This is a genomic window from Variovorax sp. V15 (assembly GCF_041154425.1).
GTDB lineage: Bacteria > Pseudomonadota > Gammaproteobacteria > Burkholderiales > Burkholderiaceae_C > Variovorax > Variovorax guangxiensis.
The window spans coordinates 5,118,690-5,140,307 of the sequence record NZ_AP028659.1 but is presented as its reverse complement, the minus strand read 5'-3'; the positions used below and the strand labels follow the sequence as shown (position 1 = coordinate 5,140,307).

Genomic DNA, 21,618 nt, shown 5'->3' with positions numbered 1-21,618 from the left:
TGAAACGCCTTCTTCGTCGTCACCGCTGTCACGCGAAGCGTCCCATGCAGACGCGCAGCTTTTCGAGCCCGCGCCGTATCCAGCTCTTGACCGTGCCCAGCGGCAGCTCGAGCTGCCGGGCCAGTTCGCCGTGGCTCATGTCGCGCAGGTAGGCCAGGCTCACCACCTCGCGCTGGCGGCCCTCCAGCTGGCTCAGGCACTGGTGCAGTGCCCAGGCCTGCTCGCTGGCATCGGCGTTCTCGGCAGGGCCGGGGGTGTCGGCCTCGATCTGGTCGGCCATCTGCTCGTCGAATTCCTGCGTGAGCCGGGTCCGGTCGGCGGCGCGGCGGCGCAGCAGGTCGAGCGCCCGGCTGCGCACGATGAGCCCGAGCCAGGCCAGCGGCGGGCTGAGCGAGGCGCGGTAGTCGCCGGCCACGCGCCAGACGGTCAGGAAGCTTTCCTGGAGCACGTCTTCCGCCCATTCGCGCTGCCGCACCACGCGCATCGCCAGGCCCATCAGCCGGGGCGCGGTCCGGTCGTAGAGCTGCCGCAGGGCGGCTTCGTCGCGACGGCCGATCCGGTCGATCAGCGCCATCAGTTCGGCGTCGGGGCTGGGTGCTGGCATCCGCGGATTGTGGAGCATCGGTGCGCATGCCCGATGTACGGGTCGATCCGGCAGACGGATTCAGCGCGACGCCCAAACGAAGTCTTTTGGAAACATTTTGTGAACGTATACTGCGCCGCAAAAACCGAGGGACCGCGCACGCGCGGACGGAGAAGATGAAGCAAATTGCGATCGTGATCGCGCTCTGCGTGGGCGCGTGGTACTTCTTTATCGGCGGGCGCAAGCTCGACGAGCCGATGGTGCGCGACTACTACCAGAAGGAGGCCCACGCCATCTACTCGCGCGATGCAGAGGCGCTGTGCAAGCAGCTCAGCCGCAAGGCCCGCATCGAGAGCAGGACCACGATGATGGGCAAGACGGTCGAGCACTCCCACAACCGCGACGAGGCCTGCCAGGCGACGCGCGAAGCCTTCGAGACCTTCAGCAAGGTCGGCGAACGCATGGGCGGCATCCTCACCATCGAGTACGAGTACAACATCGACGGCATCGAGGTGGCCCCCGACCGCAAGAGCGCCACCGTCAAGGGCACCAGCGTGCTGAAGATGGGCGAGTCGCTGCTGCAGTACAAGACCAGTTTCACCCAGCGCCTGGAGCGCGAACTCGGCCAGATGCGCCTCGTTCATGCCGACGAGGCCACGGTGATGCGCATGGGCGGCGCCGGCGCCATGAGCCAGAGCGATTTCTTCCGCAAGTAAGAAGAAAAGAAAAGGAAACGAGGGAGTTGCCATGATCGTCGTCAAGGATGCGCCGCCGCCGCCACCGCCTTTCTGGCGCCGGCTCAACAGCTTCTTCGCTTTTCCGTTCCAGATGCGGCCGCTGGCCTACGGCCTGCTGCTGTCGTTCTGCAGCCTGCTGTTCGACGCGATCTTCTTCCTGCCCGATGCGCTGGCGCTCTTCGTGATCGAGGTCGGCATCATGCTGGCGGCCAGCCGCTACGGCTTCAAGGTCATCGCGCTGGGCGCGCGCGGCATCCGCGACTCGGCCGACTTCGGCCGCGAGTCGAGCGATGAGTGGACCTACCTGCCCTGGAAGCTCTTCGCCATCTCCCTGGTGCAGGCCTTCCTGATCGGCTGGCTCGCCTGGTATGCGCCCATCCTCGGCACCGTGGGCCTTTTCGTCATGTCATTCACCTTCCCGGCTGCGGTGATCGTGCTGGTGCAGTCGGGAAGCTTCTTCCAGGCGATGAACCCCGGCCACGTGATGGACGCGATGCGCACCATCGGCTGGCCGTATGCGCTGCTTTGCTTCTTCCTGTTCCTGCTGAGCACCGGCGCGCAGGTGGCGCTGGCGATGGTGCTGCCGATGTTCGACGGGCGCATCGTGCTGCCGATCGTCAATTTCGCCTTCATCTACTTCGGCTGGGTCATGGCGAGCCTGCTGGGCTACGTGATGTTCCAGCACCATGACGCTTTCGGCTTCGACGCGGTGCCCGGCAGCGAGCTGCCCGACGGCGCGCCGGCCGACCGCCGCACGCCCGCGCAGATCGAGGCGCAGCGCATCGACGCCGAGGTGGCGCAGTTCATCACCGAGGGCGACCTCGCCGCGGCACTGGGCACGGCCTACGAGGCGCAGCGCACCGCCGACTCCAACGACCTCGCGGCGCAGCGCCGCTACCACCGCGTGCTGGCGCTGATGCCCGAGAAAAAAGACACCATGCTCGACCAGGCGAAGCGCTTCATCCCGCTGCTGATGCGGCGCGACCTGGCCTCCGAGGCGCTGAAGGTGTTCAAGGCCTGCAAGGAGCGCGACAAGGCCTTCGCGCTCGACGATCCGGCCATGGTCATCGCCATGGCGCGCGCCGAATGGCGCAACGGCGACGCCCATGCCACGCTGGCGCTGCTGTCGGGCTTCGACAAGCGCTTCCGCGGCAACGAGGCCATCCCGCAGGCCTATGAGCTCGCCGCCCGCGCGCTGGTGCAGGGCCTGGGCCGTTCCGACATGGCGCAGCCCATCCTGACGACGATGGAAGCGCGCTACCCCGACAGCGAGCAGACGCAGGAAGTTCGCTGGCTGCTGCGGCCGGCGGCGCCGCCGGCGCAGACCGCATAGGCGGCGGAGGCCGCAGGCGCCTTCAGGCGTTCTGCAGCGCCCGCGTCACCATGTCGTTCGGCGCAAGGCGCAGCAGGTGCGGCAGCAGGCCGATCGCCTTGTCGCGCAGGCCCGCGTGCAGCAGGCCGTTGGCGCAGGTCGAGAGCGTGTCGGCCAGCTCGGGATGGTCGGGCGCCGTTTTCAGCAGGATGCGGCAGAGCCGGTCGGCGTCGTCGAACTGGCGGATGCGGGCGAAGCGGCGCGCGAGGCGGGCCATGTCCTCGGGCTTGAGCCGCACGCCGGGGCGGGCCTGGTCGAGGTAGGCCTGGAAGCTCGCGTGCTGCAGCGCCAGCGTGTCCTCGTCGGTGGCGGGCAGGCGGAAGATGCGACGCGCGGCCTGGTGGAAGTCGTCGCTCGCGGGCTGCAGGCGCGCGGTGTTGAACCAGGCGCGCAGCGTCTCGGCGTCGCCGGGGCGCAGGGCGGCGGCGGCGCGCCATTCGGCGCAGGCGCGGTCGAACTTCATCGCGGCGCCGTATTTGCGGGCGGCGGCCACGTGCTCGTCGAAGCGGTCGTCGTCGTTCACCATCTCCGACTTGACGGTCTCGGGCGTCTTCACGCGGCCCATCAGCATGGCACCGTACATCAGCGCGGCGCCGGTCAGCAGGCCGCCGAGGTGGGCCATGTAGGCGATGCCCTGGCCGCCCAGCCAGTGCTGCATCAGCTCGTTGGCGATCCAGGCCGGCAGCAGCAGCAGGGCCGGGGCGGTGACGTAGTTGAAATAGAAGAACAGCTGGTAGAAGAAGCGGATGCGCCGCAGGCGGTACATCACCGCGTACATGCCCATCAGCGCCGAGACCGCACCCGAGGCGCCCAGCCCGTAGGTGCCGCCCGCGTAGGCCCAGCCGGCCAGCACCGACGCGCCGACCGCGCCCAGCAGGTAGAACGCCAGGTAGGTGCCGCGCCCCAGCGCCAGCTCCACCGAGAAGCCGAAGAGGAACAGGAACAGCATGTTGCCCAGCAGGTGGCCGGTGCTGCCGTGCAGGAAGGCGTTGGTGATCCAGGTCCAGGGCCTGAATTCGGCATCCGTCGCGTAGCTCTGCGCCCACCGCTCGGTGAAGGGCGCGGGCAGCATCGACTCGTACTGCTGGCGGGCGCGCTTCCACTCGTCGTACTGCGGGTTGTCGGGCTTGATGATCTCGTCGGCGCGCAGCTTCTGCAGGAACTTGCGGTCGTTCTGCAGGCCCTCGAGAAGCTGCGGATAGGCCTCCTCGTGGCGCAGCATGCGGCGCGCGAGCTTGCCGCGCTGAGGGTCGGTCTTCTCGAGCCACTCCACGAAGGCGGGCAGCTCCAGCTGGGGCAGCGCGCTCTTCACGTAATAGGCGGCTGCGCGCTCCTGCCCTTTTTCTTCACTGCGCTGCGGCCCCCAGAACACGATCATGTTCACGAGGATCAGCAGCACCGTCATCCACGGCGGATTGCGCCAGCTCGGTTTGTTCTCGAGCGGGATGGCGTAGAACACGGCGCGGCCGCTGCTGCAGTTGCGGCCGCGCTCAGCCGAGGCGGGCGCGGTGGCGGGCCACTTGCGCCTTCACCTGCGCCGGCGCCGTGCCGCCCAGGATGTTGCGCGCGTTCAGCGAGCCGCGCAGGCTCAGCACGTCGTACACGTCCTTCTCGATGCTCGGGTTGAACTGCTGCAGCACGGCCAGCGGCAGCTCGGCCAGGTCGACCTGATGCGAGGTGGCGGCCTTCACGGCGTGGGCCACCGTTTCGTGCGCGTCGCGGAAGGGCAGGCCCTTCTTCACGAGGTAGTCGGCCAGGTCGGTGGCGGTGGCGTAGCCGCGCAGGGTGGCGGCTTCCATGGCCTCGGGCTTCACGGTGATGCCGCCGATCATCTCGGCGAAGATGCGCAGGGTGTCCTTGAGCGTGTCGACCGTGTCGAACAGCGGCTCCTTGTCTTCCTGGTTGTCCTTGTTGTAGGCCAGCGGCTGGCCCTTCATGAGCGTGATGAGCGCCATCAGGTGGCCCACCACGCGGCCGGTCTTGCCGCGCGCCAGCTCGGGCACGTCGGGGTTCTTCTTCTGCGGCATGATCGATGAGCCGGTGGTGAAGCGGTCGGCGATCTGGATGAAGCCGAAGTTCTGGCTCATCCACAGGATCAGTTCCTCGCTCATGCGGCTCACGTGCACCATGCACAGGCTGGCGGCGGAGGTGAACTCGATGGCGAAGTCGCGGTCGCTCACCGCGTCCAGGCTGTTCTGGCAGACGCCGTCCATGCCCAGCGTCCTGGCGACCAGCTCGCGGTCCAGCGGGTAGCTGGTGCCGGCCAGCGCGGCGGCGCCCAGCGGCAGCCGGTTGACGCGCCTGCGGACCTCGCTCATGCGCTCCGCGTCGCGGCTGAACATTTCCACGTAGGCAAGCATGTGGTGGCCGAAGCTCACCGGCTGCGCCACCTGCAGGTGGGTGAAGCCCGGCAGGATCACGTCGACGTTCTTCTCGGCGATGTCCACCAGCGCCTTCTGCAGCTCGACCAGCAGGTCGCCGATCAGGTCGATCTCGCCGCGCAGCCACAGGCGCACGTCGGTGGCGACCTGGTCGTTGCGGCTGCGGCCGGTGTGCAGGCGCTTGCCGGCGTCGCCGACCAGCTGGGTCAGGCGCGCCTCGATGTTCAGGTGCACGTCTTCCAGGTCGAGCTTCCACTCGAAGGCACCGGATTCGATCTCGGAACGGATCTGCGCCATCCCGCGTTCGATGGCGGCGTGGTCCTGCACGCTGATGATGCCCTGTGCCGCCAGCATGCTGGCATGTGCCAGCGAGCCCTGGATGTCGGCCTGCCACAGGCGCTTGTCGAAGAAGACGCTGGAGGTGTAGCGCTTCACGAGGTCGCTCATCGGTTCGGAGAAAAGTGCCGACCAGGCTTCGGATTTCTTGTCGAGTTGGTTTTGGGTCATGGGAGCCGTCCTGGAGGCAATAATGGGTTGGTTACCCGATGGATCAGATGTCTGCGATGCGCAACCCGGCGATTTTATCGGCCAGCTCTTCACCCACGCCCCCGCCGTCGTCGGAAAGGGCGCGCGCGGCCGCGTCGTCCGCGCGCGGCGGCCCGTCGATCTTCGACGCCTGCCAGATCGGCGTGGTGCTGCGCACGGTGGTGTTCGTCGAGGCGGTGGTGGCCATCGCAGCCCTTTTCGTGGTGTCCACGCCCGGCGAATGGCTGGTGCAGACCGCCACCATCACCGGCGGGGCGCTGCCCGCCACGCTGCTGTGGCTGGTGAGCGCCTGCGGCCTCAAGAAGCCGCTGCGGCGGCTGCCGAAGCACTGGCAGTACACGGCCGGCGCGCTGCTCGGCGCGCTGTCGGCAACCTACGGCTGCGGCCTGCTGCGCCTGACGGGCGTGCTGGCCAGCGCGCCATGGCTCGCCAGCGCGCTCGCGGGTGCCCTGTTCGCGGGGCTGGTGATGGCGGCGATGGTGCTGCGCGCCCGGGGCCAGACGCCGGCAGCCACCACGGCGCGGCTGGAGGAGCTGCAGTCGCGCATCCGCCCGCACTTTCTTTTCAACACCCTCAACAGCGCCATCGCACTGGTGCGCGAGGAGCCGGCCAAGGCCGAGACCATGCTCGAGGACCTGGCCGAGCTGTTCCGCCAGGCGCTGGCCGACCCCGGCGAATCGGGCACGCTGGCCGACGAGATCGCGCTGGCCGAGCGCTACCTCGCCATCGAGCAGGTGCGCTTCGGCGACCGCCTGCGCATCCGCTGGGACCTGGACGCCGCCGCCAGCAACGCGCGCCTGCCGCCGCTGCTGCTGCAGCCGCTGGTCGAGAACGCCATCAAGCACGGCGTGGAGCCCAGCCCGGAGGGCGCCAGGCTGCGCATCCGCACCGAGCGGCGCGGCGGCATGGTGGTGATCGAAGTGGTCAACAGCCTTCCGCCGCTGCGCTGGGCCGACGAGCCGCTGCCGCGCGGCCACGGCATCGCGCTGGCCAATGTGCGCGACCGGCTGCGGCTGTTGCACGACATGCAGATGCAGTTCAGCGCCGGGATGGACCAGAAAAGCTACAGAGTACGCATAGCCATTCCCGCCGAATCATGACCCTCAAGACACTCATCGTCGACGACGAAGCCCTGGCGCGCTCGCGCATGCGCACGCTGCTGCGCGACTGCACCTCGCCCGGCGCCGAAGTGGTGGCCGAAGCCTCGCAGGGCGGCGAGGCGCTGCAGCAGCTGGGCACGCTGGCGCTCGACCTGGTGCTGCTCGACGTGCACATGCCCGGCGTCGACGGCATCGAGGTGGCGCGCGCGCTGCGCAGCCGCTCCAACGCGCCTGCCGTGGTGTTCGTGACCGCCCATGCCGCCCATGCGGTGACGGCCTTCGACCTCGAGGCCGTCGACTACCTCACCAAGCCCGTGCGCGCCGAGCGGCTGCAGCAGGCGCTGCAGAAGGTCGAGCGCTTCCTGAAGGAGCGCCGCGCGCTGCAGCAGGCCCAGGCCGCGCCCGAGACGGTGCTGATCCAGGACCGGGGCCGTGCGGAGCGGGTGCCGCTGTCGGAGGTGCTCTACCTCAAGTCCGAATACAAGTACCTCACGGTGCGCACCGCCACGCGCAGCCACATCCTCGACGGCTCGCTCAACGAGTTCGAGGAGCGCTATCCGCAGCGCTTCCTGCGCGTGCACCGCAACGCGCTGGTCGCGCGCTCGGCGATCCGCGCGCTGGAGAAGTACGACGACGGCGAGGACGCCGAGGGCTGGGCCCTGCGGCTGGATTCCATTCCCGAGCCCGTGGCCGTGTCGCGCCGGCAGCTCGCGGCGGTGCGCGAGGTGCTGAAGGAAACGCGATGAGCGACGACAAGTCCATGGTGGCGGAAGCTCCGCCGCCGACCGAGCCGGTTGCCGAACCTCCGCAGCCGGTGGCGGCCGAGCCGGCCCCCGGGCCGGAACCTGAACCGCCTGCACCCGCCCCCGAGCCGCCCGCCCCGGCGCGCGAGCGCCTGCTGCTGCACATGCCCGTCGACGTGCGCAGCGCCTCGCTGGTGGTGCTCGCGGTACTGGCCAGCGTGTTCGCGCTGCAGTGGGGGCAGGCCGTCTTCATTCCGCTGATGCTGAGCCTGCTGCTGACCTATGCGCTGTCGCCGCTGGTCGAGCTGCTGCATCGCTGGAAGCTGCCACGCTGGATCGGTGCGGGGCTGATCCTCATGGGCCTCTTCGGCGGCCTGGGCTGGACCGGCTATTCGCTCTCGGGCAGCGCCACGCAACTGCTCGACTCGCTGCCCGTGGCCGCGCAGAAGCTGGGCCAGGCCATGCGCCGCGACCGGGGCGCCAGCGCCACGCCGCTGGACAACGTGCAGCAGGCGGCGGCGCAGCTCGAGAAGGCGGCCGAGGAGAACTCGGCCCGCGTCGCTTCGCGCAAGGGCGTGGCGCGCGTCATCATCGAGCGGCCCAGCTTCAACGTGCGCGACTACCTGCTCAGCGGCACCGTCGGACTGCTCAGCGCAATGGGGCAGTTCACGCTGGTGGCCTTCCTGACCTACTTCGCGCTGTGTTCGGGCGACACCTTCAGGCGCAAGCTCATCAAGATCACCGGCTCGAGCCTGCAGAAGAAGAAGGTGACGGTGCACGTGCTGGACGACATCACGCGCAACATCGAGCGCTACCTGCTCGTGCAGATCCTGGTGAGCGCCATCGTCGGCGTGGCCACGGGCCTCGCGTTCTGGGCCGTCGGCATGGAGAACGCGGCCGTGTGGGGAATCATCGCGGCCGTCACCAACCTCATTCCCTATATCGGCTCGGTGATCGTGCTGGCGGCCGCGGGGCTGGTGGCCTTCCTGCAGTTCAACAGCCTGCAGATGGGCATCGTGGTGGCCGGCATGTCGCTGGGCATCCACACCGTCATCGGCAACCTGCTGATGCCCTGGCTCACCAGCCGCACCAGCCGCATGAACCCGGTGGCGGTGTTCGTGGGCGTGATCTTCTGGGGCTGGCTCTGGGGCATCTGGGGCCTGCTGCTGGGCATTCCGATCACGATGGTGATCAAGTCGATCTGCGACCGGGTGGAGGACCTGCAGCCGATCGGGGAGCTGCTGGGCGAGTAGCCCGCGCGCGCCGCGCTATGAGGTCGCGCTTCGCGCCTTCGCAGCCCGGGCGGTCGCGGGAAGCTTCTTCACGAAGGTCGCGGCCGGATCGAGCGGCTTTCCATCGCGCGTTCGCAACTCGATCTTCGGCACCGGCTTGCCGCTGTCGCGCTCGACGAGCACCGAGTGCGGCTCGCCCTTCGCGTACAGGTGCGCCTCGCCCCAGTGCCGCAGGCCGACCACCACGGGGAACAGGCCCTTGCCCTTGGGCGTGAGCACGTATTCCTGGTAGGCAGTTCCGTCGGAGGCGGGCACGAGCTCGAGCACGCCTTCCTGCACCAGGTTCTTCAGCCGGTCCGACAGGATGTTCTTGGCGACGCCCAGGCTCTGCTGGAATTCGCCGAAGCGCTTCATGCCGTCGAAGGCATCGCGGATCACGAGCAGCGACCACTGGTCGCCGACGATGTCGAGCGCGCGTGCCATCGGGCATGCATCGGCCTTGAGGCTTTTTCGTTGGGCCATGAGGAGCGTTTCTTTCCGGATCGAGTCTGGCTGGGCCGGCGATTGCCGGCATCAGTTTTATTTTAAAACCCGAGGTGCAGGACGCGCGTTCAGCGCGCCGCCATGTGCGCCCGATGCAGCCGCGAGAAGCGCGCGATCATCAGCGGCCCCAGCAGCGCGCCCAGCCCGGCCGAACTCCACGCCGCCACCCACGCATGCGTGCTGCCGATGCCGAAGCTGCCTTGCCCCCAGTCCAGCGCGAGGCCGAACACCCAGGGGCTGAGCGCGCCCGCGCCGAAGCCCATCACCGAGCGCACCGAGAAGGCCACGCCCAGCCGGTGCGGCGCCACCACGTCGGCCAGCGCGGTCGAGTAGACCGACGAATCCGCGATGGCCAGCAGGTTGTAGACGGCCGCTGCCGCCGCCAGCAGCCACAGCGGCCATCTCCACATCCAGCCGAAGGCGAAGGACATGCAAAGGCTAGCGACGGTGGCGATCATCATCACCCGCGCGCGACCCAGCCTGTCGGAAGCCGCGCCGCCCGCGACGCTGCCGAACACGCTCACCAGATGGGCCAGCGCCGCCAGTGCGATGCCAGCGCCTTGCCACGACGAGGCCACGCCCGAAGAGGCGACCAGGTACGCCGGCAGCCATGCCCAGAGCGCCATCAGTTCCCAGCAGTGGAAGGCGTAGGCCCAGTTGCCGGCCATCGCGGGCTTGTCGCGCACCGTGGCTGCCAGGGCGTGCAGGGTGCCTTCGCGGATCGCACCGGGCGCGGGGGGCGAGGGCAGCCGCATGCGGCGCAGCGCCTGCGCCGTGAGCACCGCGCCAGCCAGCGTGCAGGCCGCAGCGGCCAGCAGCCCCAGCTGCCACTGATGCAGATGGCTGAACGCCGCCGCCACCGCGAGCGAGAGTGCATAGCCCATCGACGACGATCCGATGAAGAGCCCCATCGCGCGCCCGCGCACGGCGGGCTCGGTGTTGTGCGCCAGCAGCTGCAGGCCCGGCGTGTACGAGGCGCCCGCGCACAGTCCGGCCAGGCCGTAGAGCAGCATGGCCGAGATATGGTCGCGTGCGAAGAGCGCAAAGGCGAGCGCAGCCGCCGCGCTCACCGCGCTGCCCGTGAAGAAGATACGCTGCGGCCCGTAGCGGTCGGCCAGCAGGCCCACGGCGAACAGCGAGCTCATGTAGCCCACGTGCCAGGCGCTCTGGATCGAGCCGGCCTGCGCGGCCGTCATGTGCCAGTCGGCCATCGCGAAGGGCAGCACGCCGGAGTAGGCGGTGACGATCATCGACTGCAGCAGCCGGCTCGCGCACAGCAGCGCCAGCCAGCCGCGCGCGGGGCCGGCGGTGTTGCCCGACATGACGACGCAGCCTCAGCGCAGGGCGCGCTGCATCAGCACGGTGTCCACCCAGCGGCCGAACTTGAAGCCGATGTCGCGCAGCACGCCGACCTGTTCGAAGCCCAGGCTTTCATGCAGCCGCAGCGAGCCCGCGTTGGCGCTGTTGCCCACGCAGGCGACCATCTGCGTGAAGCCGGCTTCGGTGCAGCGCCGGACCACCTCGCGCAGCAGCGCCTTGCCGATGCCGTGGCCGTGCATGCCCTGCGCGACGTAGACCGAGTCTTCCACCGAATGCCGGTAGGCCGAGCGGGCGCGGTAGGCGGTGGCGTAGGCGTAGCCGGCGACCTCGCCGTCGAGCATCGCCACCAGGTAGGGCATGCCGCGCGCGATCACGTCGGCGCGGCGCTGCTGCATCTGGTCGACGCTCGGCACTTCCTCCTCGAAGGAGCACAGGTCGTGCAGCACGTAGTGGCTGTAGATGGACTGCACGGCGGCCATGTGATGTGGCATGGCGTCGAGGATTTCTACGGCGGTGGAAGCGAGGGGAGCGGTGGATGGCGATGACATGGCCCCGATCTTGACGATGCCTCATCGATAAGTGAAGCTTCGCCAGCCTATGCAAGGCATGAGAAAAACTTTGGATAAATCGCTCAACCTCGACCAGCTCCGGTCCTTCGCGCTCGTCATCGAAACCGGCAGCTTCTCGGCCGCCGCCGACAGGCTGGGGCTCTCCCAGCCGGCCGTGAGCCTGCAGATCCGCCAGCTCGAACGCCGGCTGGCGGTGCGCCTGGTGGAGCGTGTCGGCAAGCGCGCGCAGGCCACGCCGGCGGGCATGGAGCTGCTGCGCCACGCGCAGAACATCGAGACCGCGGTGGAAAACGCCATCGACGCGCTCGCCGATCACGCCAGCGGCATCGCGGGCCGCGTACGGCTGGGCACGGGCGCGACGGCCTGCCTGCATTTCCTGCCTTCTGTGCTGCGCGGGCTGCGTGAGCGCTTTCCCGACCTCGGCGTGGTGGTCAGCACCGGCAACACAGAAGACCAGGCGCGCAAGGTGGAAGAAAACAGCCTCGATCTCGCGCTGGTCACGCTGCCCGTGGCCGGGCGCTCGCTGGCGGTGATGCCGGTGCTCGACGACGAGTTCGTCGCCGTCGGCCGGCAGGACCTCGCACCGCTGAAGTCGAAGGTCGCGCCGGGCGATCTGGCCGGCCTGCCGCTGGTGCTGTTCGAGCCCGCGGCCAACACCCGCAAGCTGGTCGACCGCTGGTTCGCCGCCGAGGGCCTGCAGCCGCAGCCGGTGATGGAGCTGGGCAGCGTGGAGGCGATGAAGGAGATGGTGGCCGCGGGGCTGGGCTACGCCATCGTGCCCGGCATGGCGATGACGGGGCGCGGCGCGCACCCGGAGCTCAAGACCAGCCGGCTGAACCCCCGCATGCATCGCGGGCTGGCCATCGTGGTCCGGCGCGACAAGCCTGTCAGCAAGGCCTTGCGCGTAGTGCTGGATGCGATCATGGCGGCCGGGAAGCCCGGCCGCCACTGAACGATTGCGGAGTTGCCGCTTGTGCTTACTCGGGCACGGCGGCCAGCGAGGTACCGCCGCGCGCGCGGCCCAGCGTGCCGACGATCAGCGCCGCGATCAGCACCAGCACGCCGCTGAGCACCATCGCGCTGGAGATGCCGAAGTTGTCGACCGTCACGCCACCGATCAGCGCGCCGGAGGCGATCGCCACCTGGAAGCCGCTCACAAGCAGCGCCTGGCCGGCCTCGGGTGCGTCGGGCACGGCTTCCATCATCCAGCCGGTGAGCGCGACCGGGATCAGGCCGAAGGCCACGCCCCAGATCACGACCACCACCGCGCCAGGCACGAAGCCGGAGCCGATCACCGTCGTCAGCAGCAGGGCGGTGGCCAGCATCAGCGCCGCCAGCAGGGTGGTGCCGCGCACGCTGCGCGCCACCAGGCTGCCGCCGAGGAAGGTGCCGACGAAGCCCACCGCGCCGTACACCAGCAGCAGCGTCGACACCGAGTTCGGCGCGAGGCCGAACACCTGCTGCAGCAGCGGCTTCAGGTAGGTGTAGGCCGCGAAGTGGCCGGCGATGAAGAACAGCACCGCGAGCAGGCCGACCTGCGCCATGCGGCGCGTGAGCGGCGTGAGCAGGTCGCGCGCGCCGATGGCGCGCACCGGCGGGATCGAAGGCAGCAACCACAGCTGCACCACCAACACGGCGGCCGCGAGCGCGCCCGTCACGGCGAACGATGCACGCCAGCCGAACTGCGTGCCGAGGAAGGAGCCGGCCGGCACGCCGAGCACGGTGGCGGCCGACACGCCGGCCAGCACGATCGACATGGCACGAGCCTGCGAGGCATGCGGCACCAGCTGCGTGGCGGCGGCGGGAGCGAAAGTCCAGAAGCCGCCCACGCACAGGCCGAGCAGCAGGCGTGCCACCAGCATGGTGGCGAAGTTGGGCGCGAAGGCCGCGAGCAGGTTCGATGCGATCAGCAAGGTGGTGAGCGCGATCAGCACCGTGCGGCGGTCGAGCTTGCCCGAAGCGACGATGAGCGCCGGCCCGGCGAAGGCGGCGAGCACGCCGGGCATGGTGACCATGAGTCCGGCCGTGCCGTCGGACACGTTGAGGCCGCGCGCGATGTCGGTGAGAAGGCCGATGGGCATGAACTCCGTCGAGACCATCGCGAAGGTGCCGACGGCGATGGAGCCGACGGCGAGCCATGCGGAGCGCGAGGCCGGAACGTGTGCTGCCGCGGCCTGCACCGGTGCTCCGAGTTCGTCGATGCACGGGTTGCTGCTGGGTGAATTCATCATGATGGGGAGCTGTCCTTTGGAGCGTCGGCGGCGGCGCGCGCACCGATGCCGTTGAAGAGGCATGGAGTGTGCGAGCCGTCGCGCTTGCGACAAAGGTGCCGCGCGGCAGCAGACAGTTTCCCGGGGATGAACAATGAGCCCTTTTGATGGCTATCGCCATCCATGGGGCCTCTGCAGCGGCCTAGCTGAGCGCGGGTCGCAATTGCAGTATTTGGCCATCGGCGACGAAGGAGTCGCCGATCAGTACGCGAAAGGTTGTACCGGGCTGGAAGCGGGGCAGCGCGACGGCGGGCGAGAGGAACTCGACTTCGAGCGCGGCGGGCTTGCCGCGCTCCAGCGCATCGCCCGCCGGCACCATCCAGCGCGCCGAGAAGCCTTCCTTGTCGAGCACCAGCGCGCAGCGGTATTCGCCCGGCGCGATGGGCGTGTCCTGCGAGGGCAGGGCGGGCTTGCGGAAGGTGATCTCCGCGAGCGCACCGGGCGTGAACGCACCCAGCGCATCGAAGCCCGGCGGTGCTGCGGCAGGTGCACGGCGCGGCCACTTGCCGATCAGCCATGCGATCACGTTGCCGATGATCGGCACCCACAGCACCATCAGGAGCGTTGCGATATCGCGCGTGGTCGAGCCCGGCGCCGCGTAGTGCCGCACCACCGCGCCGCCCACCGCCACGCACAGCAGGATGGCGACGATGAGCCTGCGGCGAAAGCCGATCTTCGTGCTCATGCGTTCAGGCCTTTGCCGGCGGAGCTTCGGGGAAGGAGGGAATTGCCGTCGTGTGGTCGAGCCACGGCACCTCGTGCGAAGTCCAGATGTGCGAGGCGGGGCGCTGGCCCGGGTCGTCGTCGAGCGAGCCCAGGCGCAGGATGACCTGCGGCTTGTCAACCCACTCGGCCACGAGGTGCGTGCCGCAGCGGGTGCAGAAGTGGCGCAGCTTGCCCGGCGTCGATTCGAAGGAGCCGATGGCTTCCTCGCCCGCGGTCCAGCGGAAGTCTGCGCGGTCGACGCGGCCGGTCGTGGTGAACGCGGCGCTGTGCGCCTTGCGGCAGGTCGCGCAGTGGCAGTGGACGATGGGGCCGGCGAGGCGCGCGGCTTCGTACCGGACGGTGCCGCAGAGGCAGGAGCCTTTCATGGCGTTCTCTTTCGGTGGATAGGGCTGCGAGTCTATGCGCGCTGCAAACGACGACGGGCCCCGAAGGGCCCGTCCTGGCTCGCGCGGTGGCGTCAGCCCGTGTTGCGCAGGCCCGCCGCCACCCCGTTGATCGAGATGTGGATGCCGCGCTGCAGCCGCTCGCCGCCGTCGCCCGCGCGGTAACGCCGCATCAGCTCGACCTGCAGGTGGTGCAGCGGGTCGATGTACGGGAAGCGGTGGCGCACCGAGCGCTGCATCTCGGCGTTGCCCTCGAGCCGCTGCTTCGCGCCGGTGATGAGCGTGAGTGCATCGGAGGTGCGATGCCATTCGGCGTCGATCATCGAGAACACCTTCTGCCGCAGCTTGCGGTCGGTCACCAGCTCGGCGTAGCGCGAGGCCAGCGCGAGGTCGCTCTTGGCGAGCACCATGTCCATGTTCGACAGCAGCGTGCGGAAGAAGGGCCACTGCGCGTACATGCGCTGCAGCAGCGCCTGGCGCTCCTTGCGGCCCGCCGCGTTGCCGGCGGCGGCCAGGAACTGCTCCACGCCCGAGCCGAAGCCGAACCAGCCCGGAATGGTGAGGCGGCACTGGCCCCAGCTGAAGCTCCACGGCACCGCGCGCAGGTCGTCGATCTTGTGGCTGGGGTTGCGCGATGCGGGGCGCGAGCCGATGTTGAGCTCGGCGATCTCGCGGATCGGCGTGGAGCCGAAGAAGTAGTCGCCGAAGCCCGGGGTTTCGTACACCAGCTTGCGGTAGGCCGCCATGCTCGCCGCGGAGAGTTCGCTCGCGGCCGAGAGGAAATTGGCAGGCGCCGACTTGCCCTGCGGCAGCAGCGTGGCTTCGAGCGTGGCGGCCACCAGCGTCTCGAGGTTGCGCCGGCCGATCTCGCGGTTGGCGTACTTGGAGCCGATGACTTCGCCCTGCTCCGTCAGCCGGATCTGCCCGCGCACCGTGCCCGGCGGCTGCGCGAGGATGGCCTGGTAGCTCGGGCCGCCGCCGCGCCCCACCGTGCCGCCTCGGCCGTGGAACATGCGCAGGCGGATGGGGTTGGCCTTCTTCCTGTTGAGCTCGTCGAAGAGCGACACCAGCGCGATGCCCGCGCGGTACAGCTCCCAGTTGCTGGTGAAGATGCCGCCGTCCTTGTTGCTGTCGGAGTAGCCGAGCATCACGTCCTGCTCGGCGCCCGAGCGTTCGATGAGCGCCTGGATGTTCGGCAGCGCATAGAAGGCGCGCACGATGGGCGCGGCGTTGCGCAGGTCCTCGATGGTCTCGAACAGCGGCACCACGATCAGGTCGCAGGTGGCCTTGCCGTCCATCGCGCCGCGCAGCAGGCCCGCTTCCTTCTGCAGCAGCAGGGCTTCGAGCAGGTCGCTCACCGTTTCGGTGTGGCTGATGATGTAGTGGCGGATGGCGGCGGCACCGTAGCGCGCACGCGCGGTGCGCGCGGCCGAGAAGATGGCCAGCTCGCTCCTGGCGAGCGGCGAGTAGTCGGCATCGGGCACGCGCAGCGGCCGCGCGTCGTCGAGCAGTTTCAGCAGCAGCGTCTGCTTGGCCTCCTCGGCCAGCGAGGCATACGAGGGCTCGATGCGCGCGGTGGCCAGCAGCTCGGCGATCACGGCCTCGTGCTTGTCGGAACTCTGGCGCAGGTCGACCGTGGCCAGGTGGAAGCCGAACACCTCCACCGCGCGGATCAGCGGCAGCAGGCGCGGCGCGGCGAGCACGCTGCCGTGCTTTTCCTCCAGCGATTCGGCGATGGTGCGCAGGTCGGCCAGGAACTCCTCGGCGCTCTTGTACGGGTTCTGCGGCGCGACGGCGTGCCGCGCGGCCTCTCCGCCGGTCAGCTCGCGCAGCGTGGCCGCCAGGCGCGCGTACACGCCGGTGAGGGCGCGGCGATAGGGCTCGTCCTTGCGGTGCTCGCTGGTGTCGGGCGAGCGCTCTGCGAGTGCCTGCATTTCCACCGACACGTCGACCAGCGTGGCCGACAGCGACAGCTCGCCGCCGAGGTAGTGCACCTCGGTGAGGTAGTAGCGCAGCGCCAGCTCGCACTGGCGGCTCAGCGCGTATTCGAGCGTCTCGGCCGTGACGTTGGGGTTGCCGTCGCGGTCGCCGCCGATCCACTGGCCCATGCGCAGGAAGGGCGCCACCGACGGCGCCTGGCCGCCCTGGGCCAGCGCCTTTTCCAGGTCGGCGTACACGCGCGGGATCTCGCGCAGGAAGGTGGCTTCGTAGTAGCTCAGCGCGTTCTCGATCTCGTCGGCCACGGTGAGCTTGGAAAAACGCAGGATGCGCGTCTGCCAGATCTGCGTGACGCGGATGCGCATCTGCGTTTCGTTCTCCGCGAACTCGATGGGCGTGAGCGCGTCCTTGGCCGCCGCATAGGCGTTCTGGCGCAGCCTGATCTCGTCGCGCACCGTCAGCAGCTGCGCGATGGCGCGTTCGGCATCGAGGATGCTCTTGCGCTGCACTTCGGTGGGGTGCGCGGTAAGCACCGGCGAGACATAGCTGTGTGCCAGCGAGGCGACGATCTCGTCGGGCTTCACGCCGGCCTTGCGGATGCGCGCGAGCGCGGTCTGCAGGTCGCCCTCGACGCTCTCGCCGGCGCGCTCGGTCTCGGTGCGGCGGCGGATCTGGTGGCGGTCTTCGGCAAGATTGGCCAGGTGGCTGAAGTAGGTGAAGGCGCGGATCACGCGCACCGTTTCGGCGGCGCTCAGCCCCTTGAGCAGGTTCTTCAGCGCCCGGTCGGCCGCCTGGTCCGCATCGCGGCGGAAAGCCACGGAGAGAGTGCGGATCTTCTCGACCAGTGCATATGTCTCTTCTCCCTCCTGCTCCCGGATCACGTCGCCGAGGATCCGGCCCAACAGCCGGATGTCTTCGATCAGAGGCTGGTCTTCGGCCTGGCGGCGCTTGGGCGGAGCAGGTGTCTTGCTGGCTTTCATTCGATGTTTGTCCTGGACTTCTTGAATGGAGTGCCGTCTTCGTTGTTGCGGCGCAACATGCTAGCATTCCCGCGGTTTGGAACACGTACTTTTGAGGCCGGTCTTGAGCAATATCGTGATCGCCACGCGCGAAAGCCGCCTGGCACTGTGGCAAGCCCAACATGTGCAGGCGCTTTTGCAAGAAAGAGGCCACATCGTCAGCCTGCTGGGGCTGACCACCACCGGCGACCAGATCCTGGACCGCACGCTCAGCAAGGTGGGCGGCAAGGGGCTCTTCGTGAAGGAACTCGAACTCGCACTCGAGGAAGGGCGCGCCGACATTGCCGTCCATTCGCTGAAGGACGTGCCGATGGACCTGCCCGAAGGCTTCGTGCTGGCCTGCGTGCTCGAGCGCGAAGACCCGCGCGACGCGCTCGTCTCCCCCCGCTACGAATCGCTCGACGCGCTGCCGCAGGGCGCCGTCGTCGGCACCTCCAGCCTGCGCCGCATGGCGCTGCTGCGCGCGCTGCGGCCCGACCTGCGCATCGAACCGCTGCGCGGCAACCTCGACACCCGCCTGCGCAAGCTCGACGAAGGGCAGTACGACGCCATCGTGCTGGCCGCGGCCGGTCTCAAGCGGCTGGGGCTGGAGGGCCGCATCCGCGTGGCCTTCGACGCCGACACCATGCTGCCTGCCGCGGGGCAGGGTGCGCTCGGCATCGAAGTGCGCGCCGACCGCAAGGATCTCATCGAACTGCTGGGCCCGCTGGCCCACCAGGGCGACTGGCTCTCCACCGCCGCCGAGCGCGCCGTGAGCCGCGCGATGGGCGGCAGCTGCTCGATGCCGCTGGCTGCCCACGCTCGCTGGCAGGCCGACGGCGCGCTGCGCATCGATGCCGCCTGGGGCGACCCCGAAGGCAAGGTGCCGCTGGTGAGGGTGCACGCGCTGGCATCCGTCGGCGACTTCGCCCAGGCCGACGCGCTCGGCGAGCATGCCGCGGCGCTGCTGCGTGCCGGCGGAGCCCACTGACACCGGTGGTCGTCGTATGACCGGCCGTCCCGTCATCGTCACGCGGCCGGCGCGCGAAGCCGCGCGATGGGTCAGCGATCTGCGCGCCGCGGGTATCGACGCGGTGGCGCTGCCGCTCATCGTGATCGAACCCGCCACCGACATCGAGCCGCTGCGCGCGGCATGGCGGCAGCTCTCGGACTATGCCGCGCTGATGTTCGTGAGCGCCACGGCGGTCGAGCATTTCTTCCAATACAGAGGTGCCGCCGATTCGCTGGCAGGTTGCCGCTTCTGGGCCACGGGCCCTGGTACGAAGCGCGCCTTGCTGCGTGCGGGCGTGCCGTCCGATTCCATCGACGCGCCGCCGCCCGAGGCCACGCGCTTCGACTCCGAGGCGCTGTGGGAACGCGTCCACGCGCAGGTGTCGAATGGCGCTCGCGTGCTGATCGTGCGCGGCGGCGACGAAGCCGGACGGCCCGCGGGACGCGACTGGCTGGCCAACGAGATCGATGCGGCGGGCGGCCATCGCGACACCGTGGTGGCCTATCGCAGGCTGCCGCCATCGCTGGACGTCGTACAACACCGCCTCGCCATGGACGGCGCCGAAGGCCGGGCGATCTGGCTCTTCAGCAGCTCGGAGGCGATCGCCAATCTGCAGCGCGCGATGCCGGGCGTGCAGTGGCATGCCGCAAGCGCGGTCGCCACGCATGCGCGCATCGGCGAAGCCGCGCGTGGCGCGGGTTTCGGGGCGTTGCGTGTATGCACGCCCCTGCTGGATGCGCTGGTCGCGTCTATAGAATCCTTGGCATGAGCGCCGCGTCCCCCACAGACGATCTTTCTCCTTCTCCATCCGCTGCCACGGCGCCGGTGCCAGCCCCGCTGGCACCGCATCAGACACCTGTTGCGCAGGCCGCGGGCGCACTGCTTCTCTCCCGCATCGGCTTCGGCTTGGTGGCCCTGGTGGCGCTGGTCGCACTGCTGATGTCCATCGCGCTCTGGCAGAAGGTCGGCGGCATGAAGGAGCAGCTGGCGCGCCAGAGCGCCGACGCCATCGCGCAGTCGATGGAGGCGCGCACGCTGGCCCGCCAGGCCAGCGACACGGTGCGCGATGCCTCGGCCCGCGTGGCGCTGGTCGAGACCCGCGTGGCAGAAGTCGCGCTGCAGCGCTCGCAGCTCGAGGAACTCATCCAGAGCCTCTCGCGTTCGCGCGACGAGAACCTCGTGGTCGACATCGAGTCGGCCGTGCGCCTTGCCCTGCAGCAGGCGCAGGTCACCGGCAGCGTCGAACCGCTGCTGGCCGCGCTGAAGGCCGGCGACACACGCATCGCACGCGCCGCGCAGCCGCGGCTCACTCCGCTGCAGCGCGCCATGCAGCGCGACGCCGACCGCCTGCGCAGCAGCGCCAGCAACGACGGCGCCGAGGCGCTGCAGAAGCTCGACGAGCTGATGCGCAACGTTGACGACCTGCCCACGCTCAACGCGGTGGCCGTGCGCGGCACCGGCACCAATGCATGGCAGCCCGAGCCCATACCCGCCGATGCGCCTTGGTGGCGCCGCGTGCTGCTCACCGTGCGCGGCGAAGCCCGCTCGCTGGTGCGCGTCGGCCGCATCCAGAGCCCGGAGGCGATCCTGCTGGCGCCGGAGCAGTCGTACTTCCTGCGCGAGAACCTCAAGCTGAAGCTGCTCAATGCGCGCCTGTCGCTGCTGTCGCGGCAGATGGAAGCCACGCGCAGCGAGCTGTCGCAGGTGACCGCCTCGCTCAACCGTTACTTCGACCCCGCATCGCGCCGCACCCAGGCCGCCGCCACGCTGCTGCAGCAACTGCAGTCGCTGGTGAAGACGACCGAGCCGGTCCGCATCGACGACACGCTGGCGGCGCTCGCGACTGCCGCAGCAGGGCGCTGATCGGACATCCATGCGCGCAGCAATCTGGCTTCTTGCCCTCTTCGCCGTCGCGGCGGCAGTCGCTCTCTTCGCAGGCAACAACCAGGGCACGATCACCGTGTTCTGGCCGCCGTGGCGTGTCGATCTTTCGCTGAACCTCGTGCTCGTGATCCTGCTGGTGGCCTTCGTGCTGCTGCATGCGGCCTTGCGGGCGCTGGCGGCGCTGTTCTCGCTGCCCACGCAGGCGCGCCAGTGGCGGCTGCAGCAGAAGGAGCGCACGCTGCACGCAGCCCTGCTCGATGCGATGGTGCAACTGATCTCCGGCCGCTTCTCGCGCGCGCGAAAGGCCGCGCAGGCCGCGCTCACGCAGGAGAAAACGCTCGCCGCGCTCGGCGCCAGCCTGCCGCAGGCGCAGCAGGTTCGCGTGCTCTCGCACCTGCTCGCCGCGGAAAGCGCGCAGGCGCTGCAGGACAAGGCGGCGCGCGACGCGCATCTGCAGCAGGCCCTCAACGAAAGTGCGGATCGCACCGTGCTCGCCAGCCCCGAGACGCGCGAAGGCGTGCAGCTGCGCGCTGCGCGCTGGGCCCTCGAAGATCGCGATGCAGCGGCCGCACTGGCGCGGCTCGAAGAACTGCCGCAGGGCGCGCAGCGCCGCACGCTCGCACTGCGGCTGCGCCTGAAGGCCGCGCGTCAGGATCGCCGCACGCTCGAAGCACTCGAAACCGCGCGCCTGCTGGCCAAGCACCGCGCTTTCTCGGATGCGGCCGCACAAAGCATCGTGCGCGGCCTCGCAACCGAGCTGCTGTCGGGCGCGCATGATCCGGCCCAGCTGCTGCGTGCCTGGACCGAACTCGATGCCAGTGAGCGCGAGATGCCCGAGGTGGCGATCCACGCGGCCCAGCGCATGGTCGCGCTGCGCGGCGATCTGGCACTGGCGCGCGGCTGGCTGCTGCCGGCCTGGGAGCGCATGGTGGCCAATCCGCGCGGGCTCGGCGACGGGCTGCGCGTCAAGCTGGCGCGCGCGCTCGAAGCAGGGCTCGACTCGGTGGACGCCGAATGGCTCGCGCGCATCGAGAGCGCGCAGCGCAACAATCCGCGTGACGCGAACCTGCAGTACCTCGCGGGCATGGCCTGCATGAAGCGCCAGCTCTGGGGCAAGGCCCAGCAGCTGCTGATGCAGGCCGGTATGGGCCTGCAGGACACCGAGCTCTATCGCCGCGCCTGGCTCGCACTGGCGCAGCTGGCGGAAGACCGCGACGACGCCGAGCAGGCCGCCGAGGCCTGGAAGCGCGCGGCGCAGGTCGAGAACTCCTGAGGCTACAG

Annotated in this window: 21 protein-coding genes; 10 read left to right on the top strand and 11 right to left on the bottom strand. The window is 69.5% G+C overall.

The genetic code is table 11. The features are described 5' to 3' along the window. Nucleotides 1-28: 28 nt before the first annotated feature. Entirely contained in the window at nt 29-622 is a 594-nt protein-coding gene (locus ACAM57_RS24545) for an RNA polymerase sigma factor (protein ID WP_369659283.1), read from the bottom strand. 137 nt (nt 623-759) lie between these two features. Between ACAM57_RS24545 and ACAM57_RS24540 the strand changes: the two genes are divergently transcribed. Both ACAM57_RS24540 and ACAM57_RS24535 read left to right on the top strand, forming a co-directional pair. Further along, nucleotides 760-1,299, top strand: coding sequence for a hypothetical protein (locus ACAM57_RS24540; RefSeq protein WP_126022611.1), 540 nt, complete (start codon nt 760-762; stop codon nt 1,297-1,299). Between the two features lie 31 nt (nt 1,300-1,330). Beyond that, nucleotides 1,331-2,653: a hypothetical protein gene (locus ACAM57_RS24535; RefSeq protein ID WP_369659282.1), complete on the top strand. Its 1,323-nt coding sequence runs from the start codon at nt 1,331-1,333 to the stop codon at nt 2,651-2,653. A gap of 22 nt (nt 2,654-2,675) precedes the next feature. Here ACAM57_RS24535 and ACAM57_RS24530 read toward each other — a convergent pair whose 3' ends face one another. The 3 genes from ACAM57_RS24530 to ACAM57_RS24520 are packed head-to-tail and all read right to left on the bottom strand — an operon-like array spanning nt 2,676 to nt 5,806. Then, entirely contained in the window at nt 2,676-4,151 is a 1,476-nt protein-coding gene (locus ACAM57_RS24530; protein ID WP_369659281.1) for a rhomboid family intramembrane serine protease, read from the bottom strand. Nucleotides 4,152-4,182: 31 nt separating this feature from the next. Continuing rightward, entirely contained in the window at nt 4,183-5,580 is a 1,398-nt protein-coding gene (gene argH, locus ACAM57_RS24525) for an argininosuccinate lyase (RefSeq protein ID WP_369659280.1), read from the bottom strand. Nucleotides 5,581-5,623: 43 nt separating this feature from the next. Then, on the bottom strand, nt 5,624-5,806 hold the full coding sequence (locus ACAM57_RS24520; protein ID WP_260319190.1) for a hypothetical protein: 183 nt from the start codon (nt 5,804-5,806) through the stop codon (nt 5,624-5,626). On the opposite strand from ACAM57_RS24520, the gene ACAM57_RS24515 reads away from it, so the two are divergent. The 3 genes from ACAM57_RS24515 to ACAM57_RS24505 are packed head-to-tail and all read left to right on the top strand — an operon-like array spanning nt 5,799 to nt 8,715. After that, nucleotides 5,799-6,719 carry a sensor histidine kinase gene (locus ACAM57_RS24515; protein WP_369659279.1) on the top strand — a complete coding sequence of 307 codons (921 nt, stop codon included), beginning with the start codon at nt 5,799-5,801 and terminating at the stop codon, nt 6,717-6,719. The two genes, ACAM57_RS24520 and ACAM57_RS24515, sit on opposite strands and share 8 nt — an antisense overlap. Continuing rightward, on the top strand, nt 6,716-7,465 hold the full coding sequence (locus tag ACAM57_RS24510) for a LytTR family DNA-binding domain-containing protein (protein WP_184635464.1): 750 nt from the start codon (nt 6,716-6,718) through the stop codon (nt 7,463-7,465). The genes ACAM57_RS24515 and ACAM57_RS24510 overlap by 4 nt, the downstream gene beginning before the upstream one ends. Then, the gene (locus ACAM57_RS24505; protein WP_369659278.1) at nt 7,462-8,715 is read left to right on the top strand and encodes an AI-2E family transporter; all 1,254 of its coding nucleotides are present in this window, start codon (nt 7,462-7,464) and stop codon (nt 8,713-8,715) included. The genes ACAM57_RS24510 and ACAM57_RS24505 overlap by 4 nt, the downstream gene beginning before the upstream one ends. A 15-nt stretch (nt 8,716-8,730) precedes the next feature. Here the strand turns inward: ACAM57_RS24505 and ACAM57_RS24500 are convergent, their stop codons facing one another. The 3 genes from ACAM57_RS24500 to ACAM57_RS24490 all read right to left on the bottom strand — a co-directional run bounded on the left by ACAM57_RS24500 (nt 8,731) and on the right by ACAM57_RS24490 (nt 11,105). Next, the gene (locus tag ACAM57_RS24500) at nt 8,731-9,216 is read right to left on the bottom strand and encodes a winged helix-turn-helix transcriptional regulator (RefSeq protein ID WP_369659277.1); all 486 of its coding nucleotides are present in this window, start codon (nt 9,214-9,216) and stop codon (nt 8,731-8,733) included. Nucleotides 9,217-9,305: 89 nt separating this feature from the next. After that, nucleotides 9,306-10,559: an MFS transporter gene (locus ACAM57_RS24495; RefSeq protein WP_369659276.1), complete on the bottom strand. Its 1,254-nt coding sequence runs from the start codon at nt 10,557-10,559 to the stop codon at nt 9,306-9,308. Nucleotides 10,560-10,571: 12 nt separating this feature from the next. Then, entirely contained in the window at nt 10,572-11,105 is a 534-nt protein-coding gene (locus ACAM57_RS24490; RefSeq protein WP_369659275.1) for an N-acetyltransferase family protein, read from the bottom strand. Nucleotides 11,106-11,154: 49 nt separating this feature from the next. Here ACAM57_RS24490 and ACAM57_RS24485 point away from each other — a divergent pair, with 49 nt between their 5' ends. Continuing rightward, complete coding sequence (locus ACAM57_RS24485) at nt 11,155-12,078, top strand: LysR family transcriptional regulator (RefSeq protein WP_369659274.1); 924 nt, start codon at nt 11,155-11,157, stop codon at nt 12,076-12,078. A 25-nt stretch (nt 12,079-12,103) separates the two neighbouring features. On the opposite strand, the gene ACAM57_RS24480 is transcribed toward ACAM57_RS24485, so the two are convergent. The 4 genes from ACAM57_RS24480 to ppc all read right to left on the bottom strand — a co-directional run bounded on the left by ACAM57_RS24480 (nt 12,104) and on the right by ppc (nt 17,423). Beyond that, complete coding sequence (locus ACAM57_RS24480; protein WP_369659273.1) at nt 12,104-13,357, bottom strand: MFS transporter; 1,254 nt, start codon at nt 13,355-13,357, stop codon at nt 12,104-12,106. 181 nt (nt 13,358-13,538) lie between these two features. Beyond that, nucleotides 13,539-14,081, bottom strand: a complete 543-nt coding sequence (locus ACAM57_RS24475) for a hypothetical protein (RefSeq protein ID WP_369659272.1) — start codon at nt 14,079-14,081, stop codon at nt 13,539-13,541. 4 nt (nt 14,082-14,085) lie between these two features. Continuing rightward, a complete protein-coding gene (locus ACAM57_RS24470; RefSeq protein ID WP_126022623.1) occupies nt 14,086-14,487 on the bottom strand; it encodes a GFA family protein in 402 nt (133 codons plus the stop codon). Between the two features lie 92 nt (nt 14,488-14,579). Then, nucleotides 14,580-17,423: a phosphoenolpyruvate carboxylase gene (gene ppc / locus ACAM57_RS24465; RefSeq protein WP_369659271.1), complete on the bottom strand. Its 2,844-nt coding sequence runs from the start codon at nt 17,421-17,423 to the stop codon at nt 14,580-14,582. Nucleotides 17,424-17,526: 103 nt separating this feature from the next. Between ppc and hemC the strand changes: the two genes are divergently transcribed. From hemC to ACAM57_RS24445, 4 genes are read left to right on the top strand one after another with little or no spacing between them, the layout of a single operon-like run. Further along, nucleotides 17,527-18,432, top strand: a complete 906-nt coding sequence (hemC, locus tag ACAM57_RS24460) for a hydroxymethylbilane synthase (RefSeq protein WP_369659270.1) — start codon at nt 17,527-17,529, stop codon at nt 18,430-18,432. Between the two features lie 16 nt (nt 18,433-18,448). Continuing rightward, on the top strand, nt 18,449-19,222 hold the full coding sequence (locus ACAM57_RS24455) for a uroporphyrinogen-III synthase (RefSeq protein WP_369659269.1): 774 nt from the start codon (nt 18,449-18,451) through the stop codon (nt 19,220-19,222). Beyond that, nucleotides 19,219-20,316, top strand: coding sequence for a uroporphyrinogen-III C-methyltransferase (locus ACAM57_RS24450; RefSeq protein ID WP_369659268.1), 1,098 nt, complete (start codon nt 19,219-19,221; stop codon nt 20,314-20,316). Before ACAM57_RS24455 ends, ACAM57_RS24450 begins: the two co-directional genes overlap by 4 nt. Before the next feature lie 10 nt (nt 20,317-20,326). Next, nucleotides 20,327-21,610 carry a heme biosynthesis protein HemY gene (locus ACAM57_RS24445; protein ID WP_126022628.1) on the top strand — a complete coding sequence of 428 codons (1,284 nt, stop codon included), beginning with the start codon at nt 20,327-20,329 and terminating at the stop codon, nt 21,608-21,610. The last annotated feature ends 8 nt before the right edge of the window (nt 21,611-21,618 follow it).

What these genes read in the sequence shown, in the direction of transcription:
- ACAM57_RS24470 (WP_126022623.1), bottom strand. Translation starts at nt 14,487, where the DNA reads ATGAAAGGCTCCTGCCTCTGCGGCACCGTCCGGTACGAAGCCGCGCGC.
- ACAM57_RS24505 (WP_369659278.1), top strand. Translation starts at nt 7,462, where the DNA reads ATGAGCGACGACAAGTCCATGGTGGCGGAAGCTCCGCCGCCGACCGAG.
- argH (WP_369659280.1), bottom strand. Translation starts at nt 5,580, where the DNA reads ATGACCCAAAACCAACTCGACAAGAAATCCGAAGCCTGGTCGGCACTT.
- ACAM57_RS24455 (WP_369659269.1), top strand. Translation starts at nt 18,449, where the DNA reads ATGACCGGCCGTCCCGTCATCGTCACGCGGCCGGCGCGCGAAGCCGCG.
- ACAM57_RS24475 (WP_369659272.1), bottom strand. Translation starts at nt 14,081, where the DNA reads ATGAGCACGAAGATCGGCTTTCGCCGCAGGCTCATCGTCGCCATCCTG.
- ppc (WP_369659271.1), bottom strand. Translation starts at nt 17,423, where the DNA reads ATGAAAGCCAGCAAGACACCTGCTCCGCCCAAGCGCCGCCAGGCCGAA.
- ACAM57_RS24480 (WP_369659273.1), bottom strand. Translation starts at nt 13,357, where the DNA reads ATGATGAATTCACCCAGCAGCAACCCGTGCATCGACGAACTCGGAGCA.
- ACAM57_RS24485 (WP_369659274.1), top strand. Translation starts at nt 11,155, where the DNA reads ATGCAAGGCATGAGAAAAACTTTGGATAAATCGCTCAACCTCGACCAG.
- ACAM57_RS24535 (WP_369659282.1), top strand. Translation starts at nt 1,331, where the DNA reads ATGATCGTCGTCAAGGATGCGCCGCCGCCGCCACCGCCTTTCTGGCGC.
- ACAM57_RS24445 (WP_126022628.1), top strand. Translation starts at nt 20,327, where the DNA reads ATGCGCGCAGCAATCTGGCTTCTTGCCCTCTTCGCCGTCGCGGCGGCA.
- ACAM57_RS24540 (WP_126022611.1), top strand. Translation starts at nt 760, where the DNA reads ATGAAGCAAATTGCGATCGTGATCGCGCTCTGCGTGGGCGCGTGGTAC.
- ACAM57_RS24495 (WP_369659276.1), bottom strand. Translation starts at nt 10,559, where the DNA reads ATGTCGGGCAACACCGCCGGCCCCGCGCGCGGCTGGCTGGCGCTGCTG.
- ACAM57_RS24490 (WP_369659275.1), bottom strand. Translation starts at nt 11,105, where the DNA reads ATGTCATCGCCATCCACCGCTCCCCTCGCTTCCACCGCCGTAGAAATC.
- ACAM57_RS24510 (WP_184635464.1), top strand. Translation starts at nt 6,716, where the DNA reads ATGACCCTCAAGACACTCATCGTCGACGACGAAGCCCTGGCGCGCTCG.
- ACAM57_RS24520 (WP_260319190.1), bottom strand. Translation starts at nt 5,806, where the DNA reads ATGGCCACCACCGCCTCGACGAACACCACCGTGCGCAGCACCACGCCG.
- ACAM57_RS24450 (WP_369659268.1), top strand. Translation starts at nt 19,219, where the DNA reads ATGAGCGCCGCGTCCCCCACAGACGATCTTTCTCCTTCTCCATCCGCT.
- ACAM57_RS24500 (WP_369659277.1), bottom strand. Translation starts at nt 9,216, where the DNA reads ATGGCCCAACGAAAAAGCCTCAAGGCCGATGCATGCCCGATGGCACGC.
- ACAM57_RS24545 (WP_369659283.1), bottom strand. Translation starts at nt 622, where the DNA reads ATGCTCCACAATCCGCGGATGCCAGCACCCAGCCCCGACGCCGAACTG.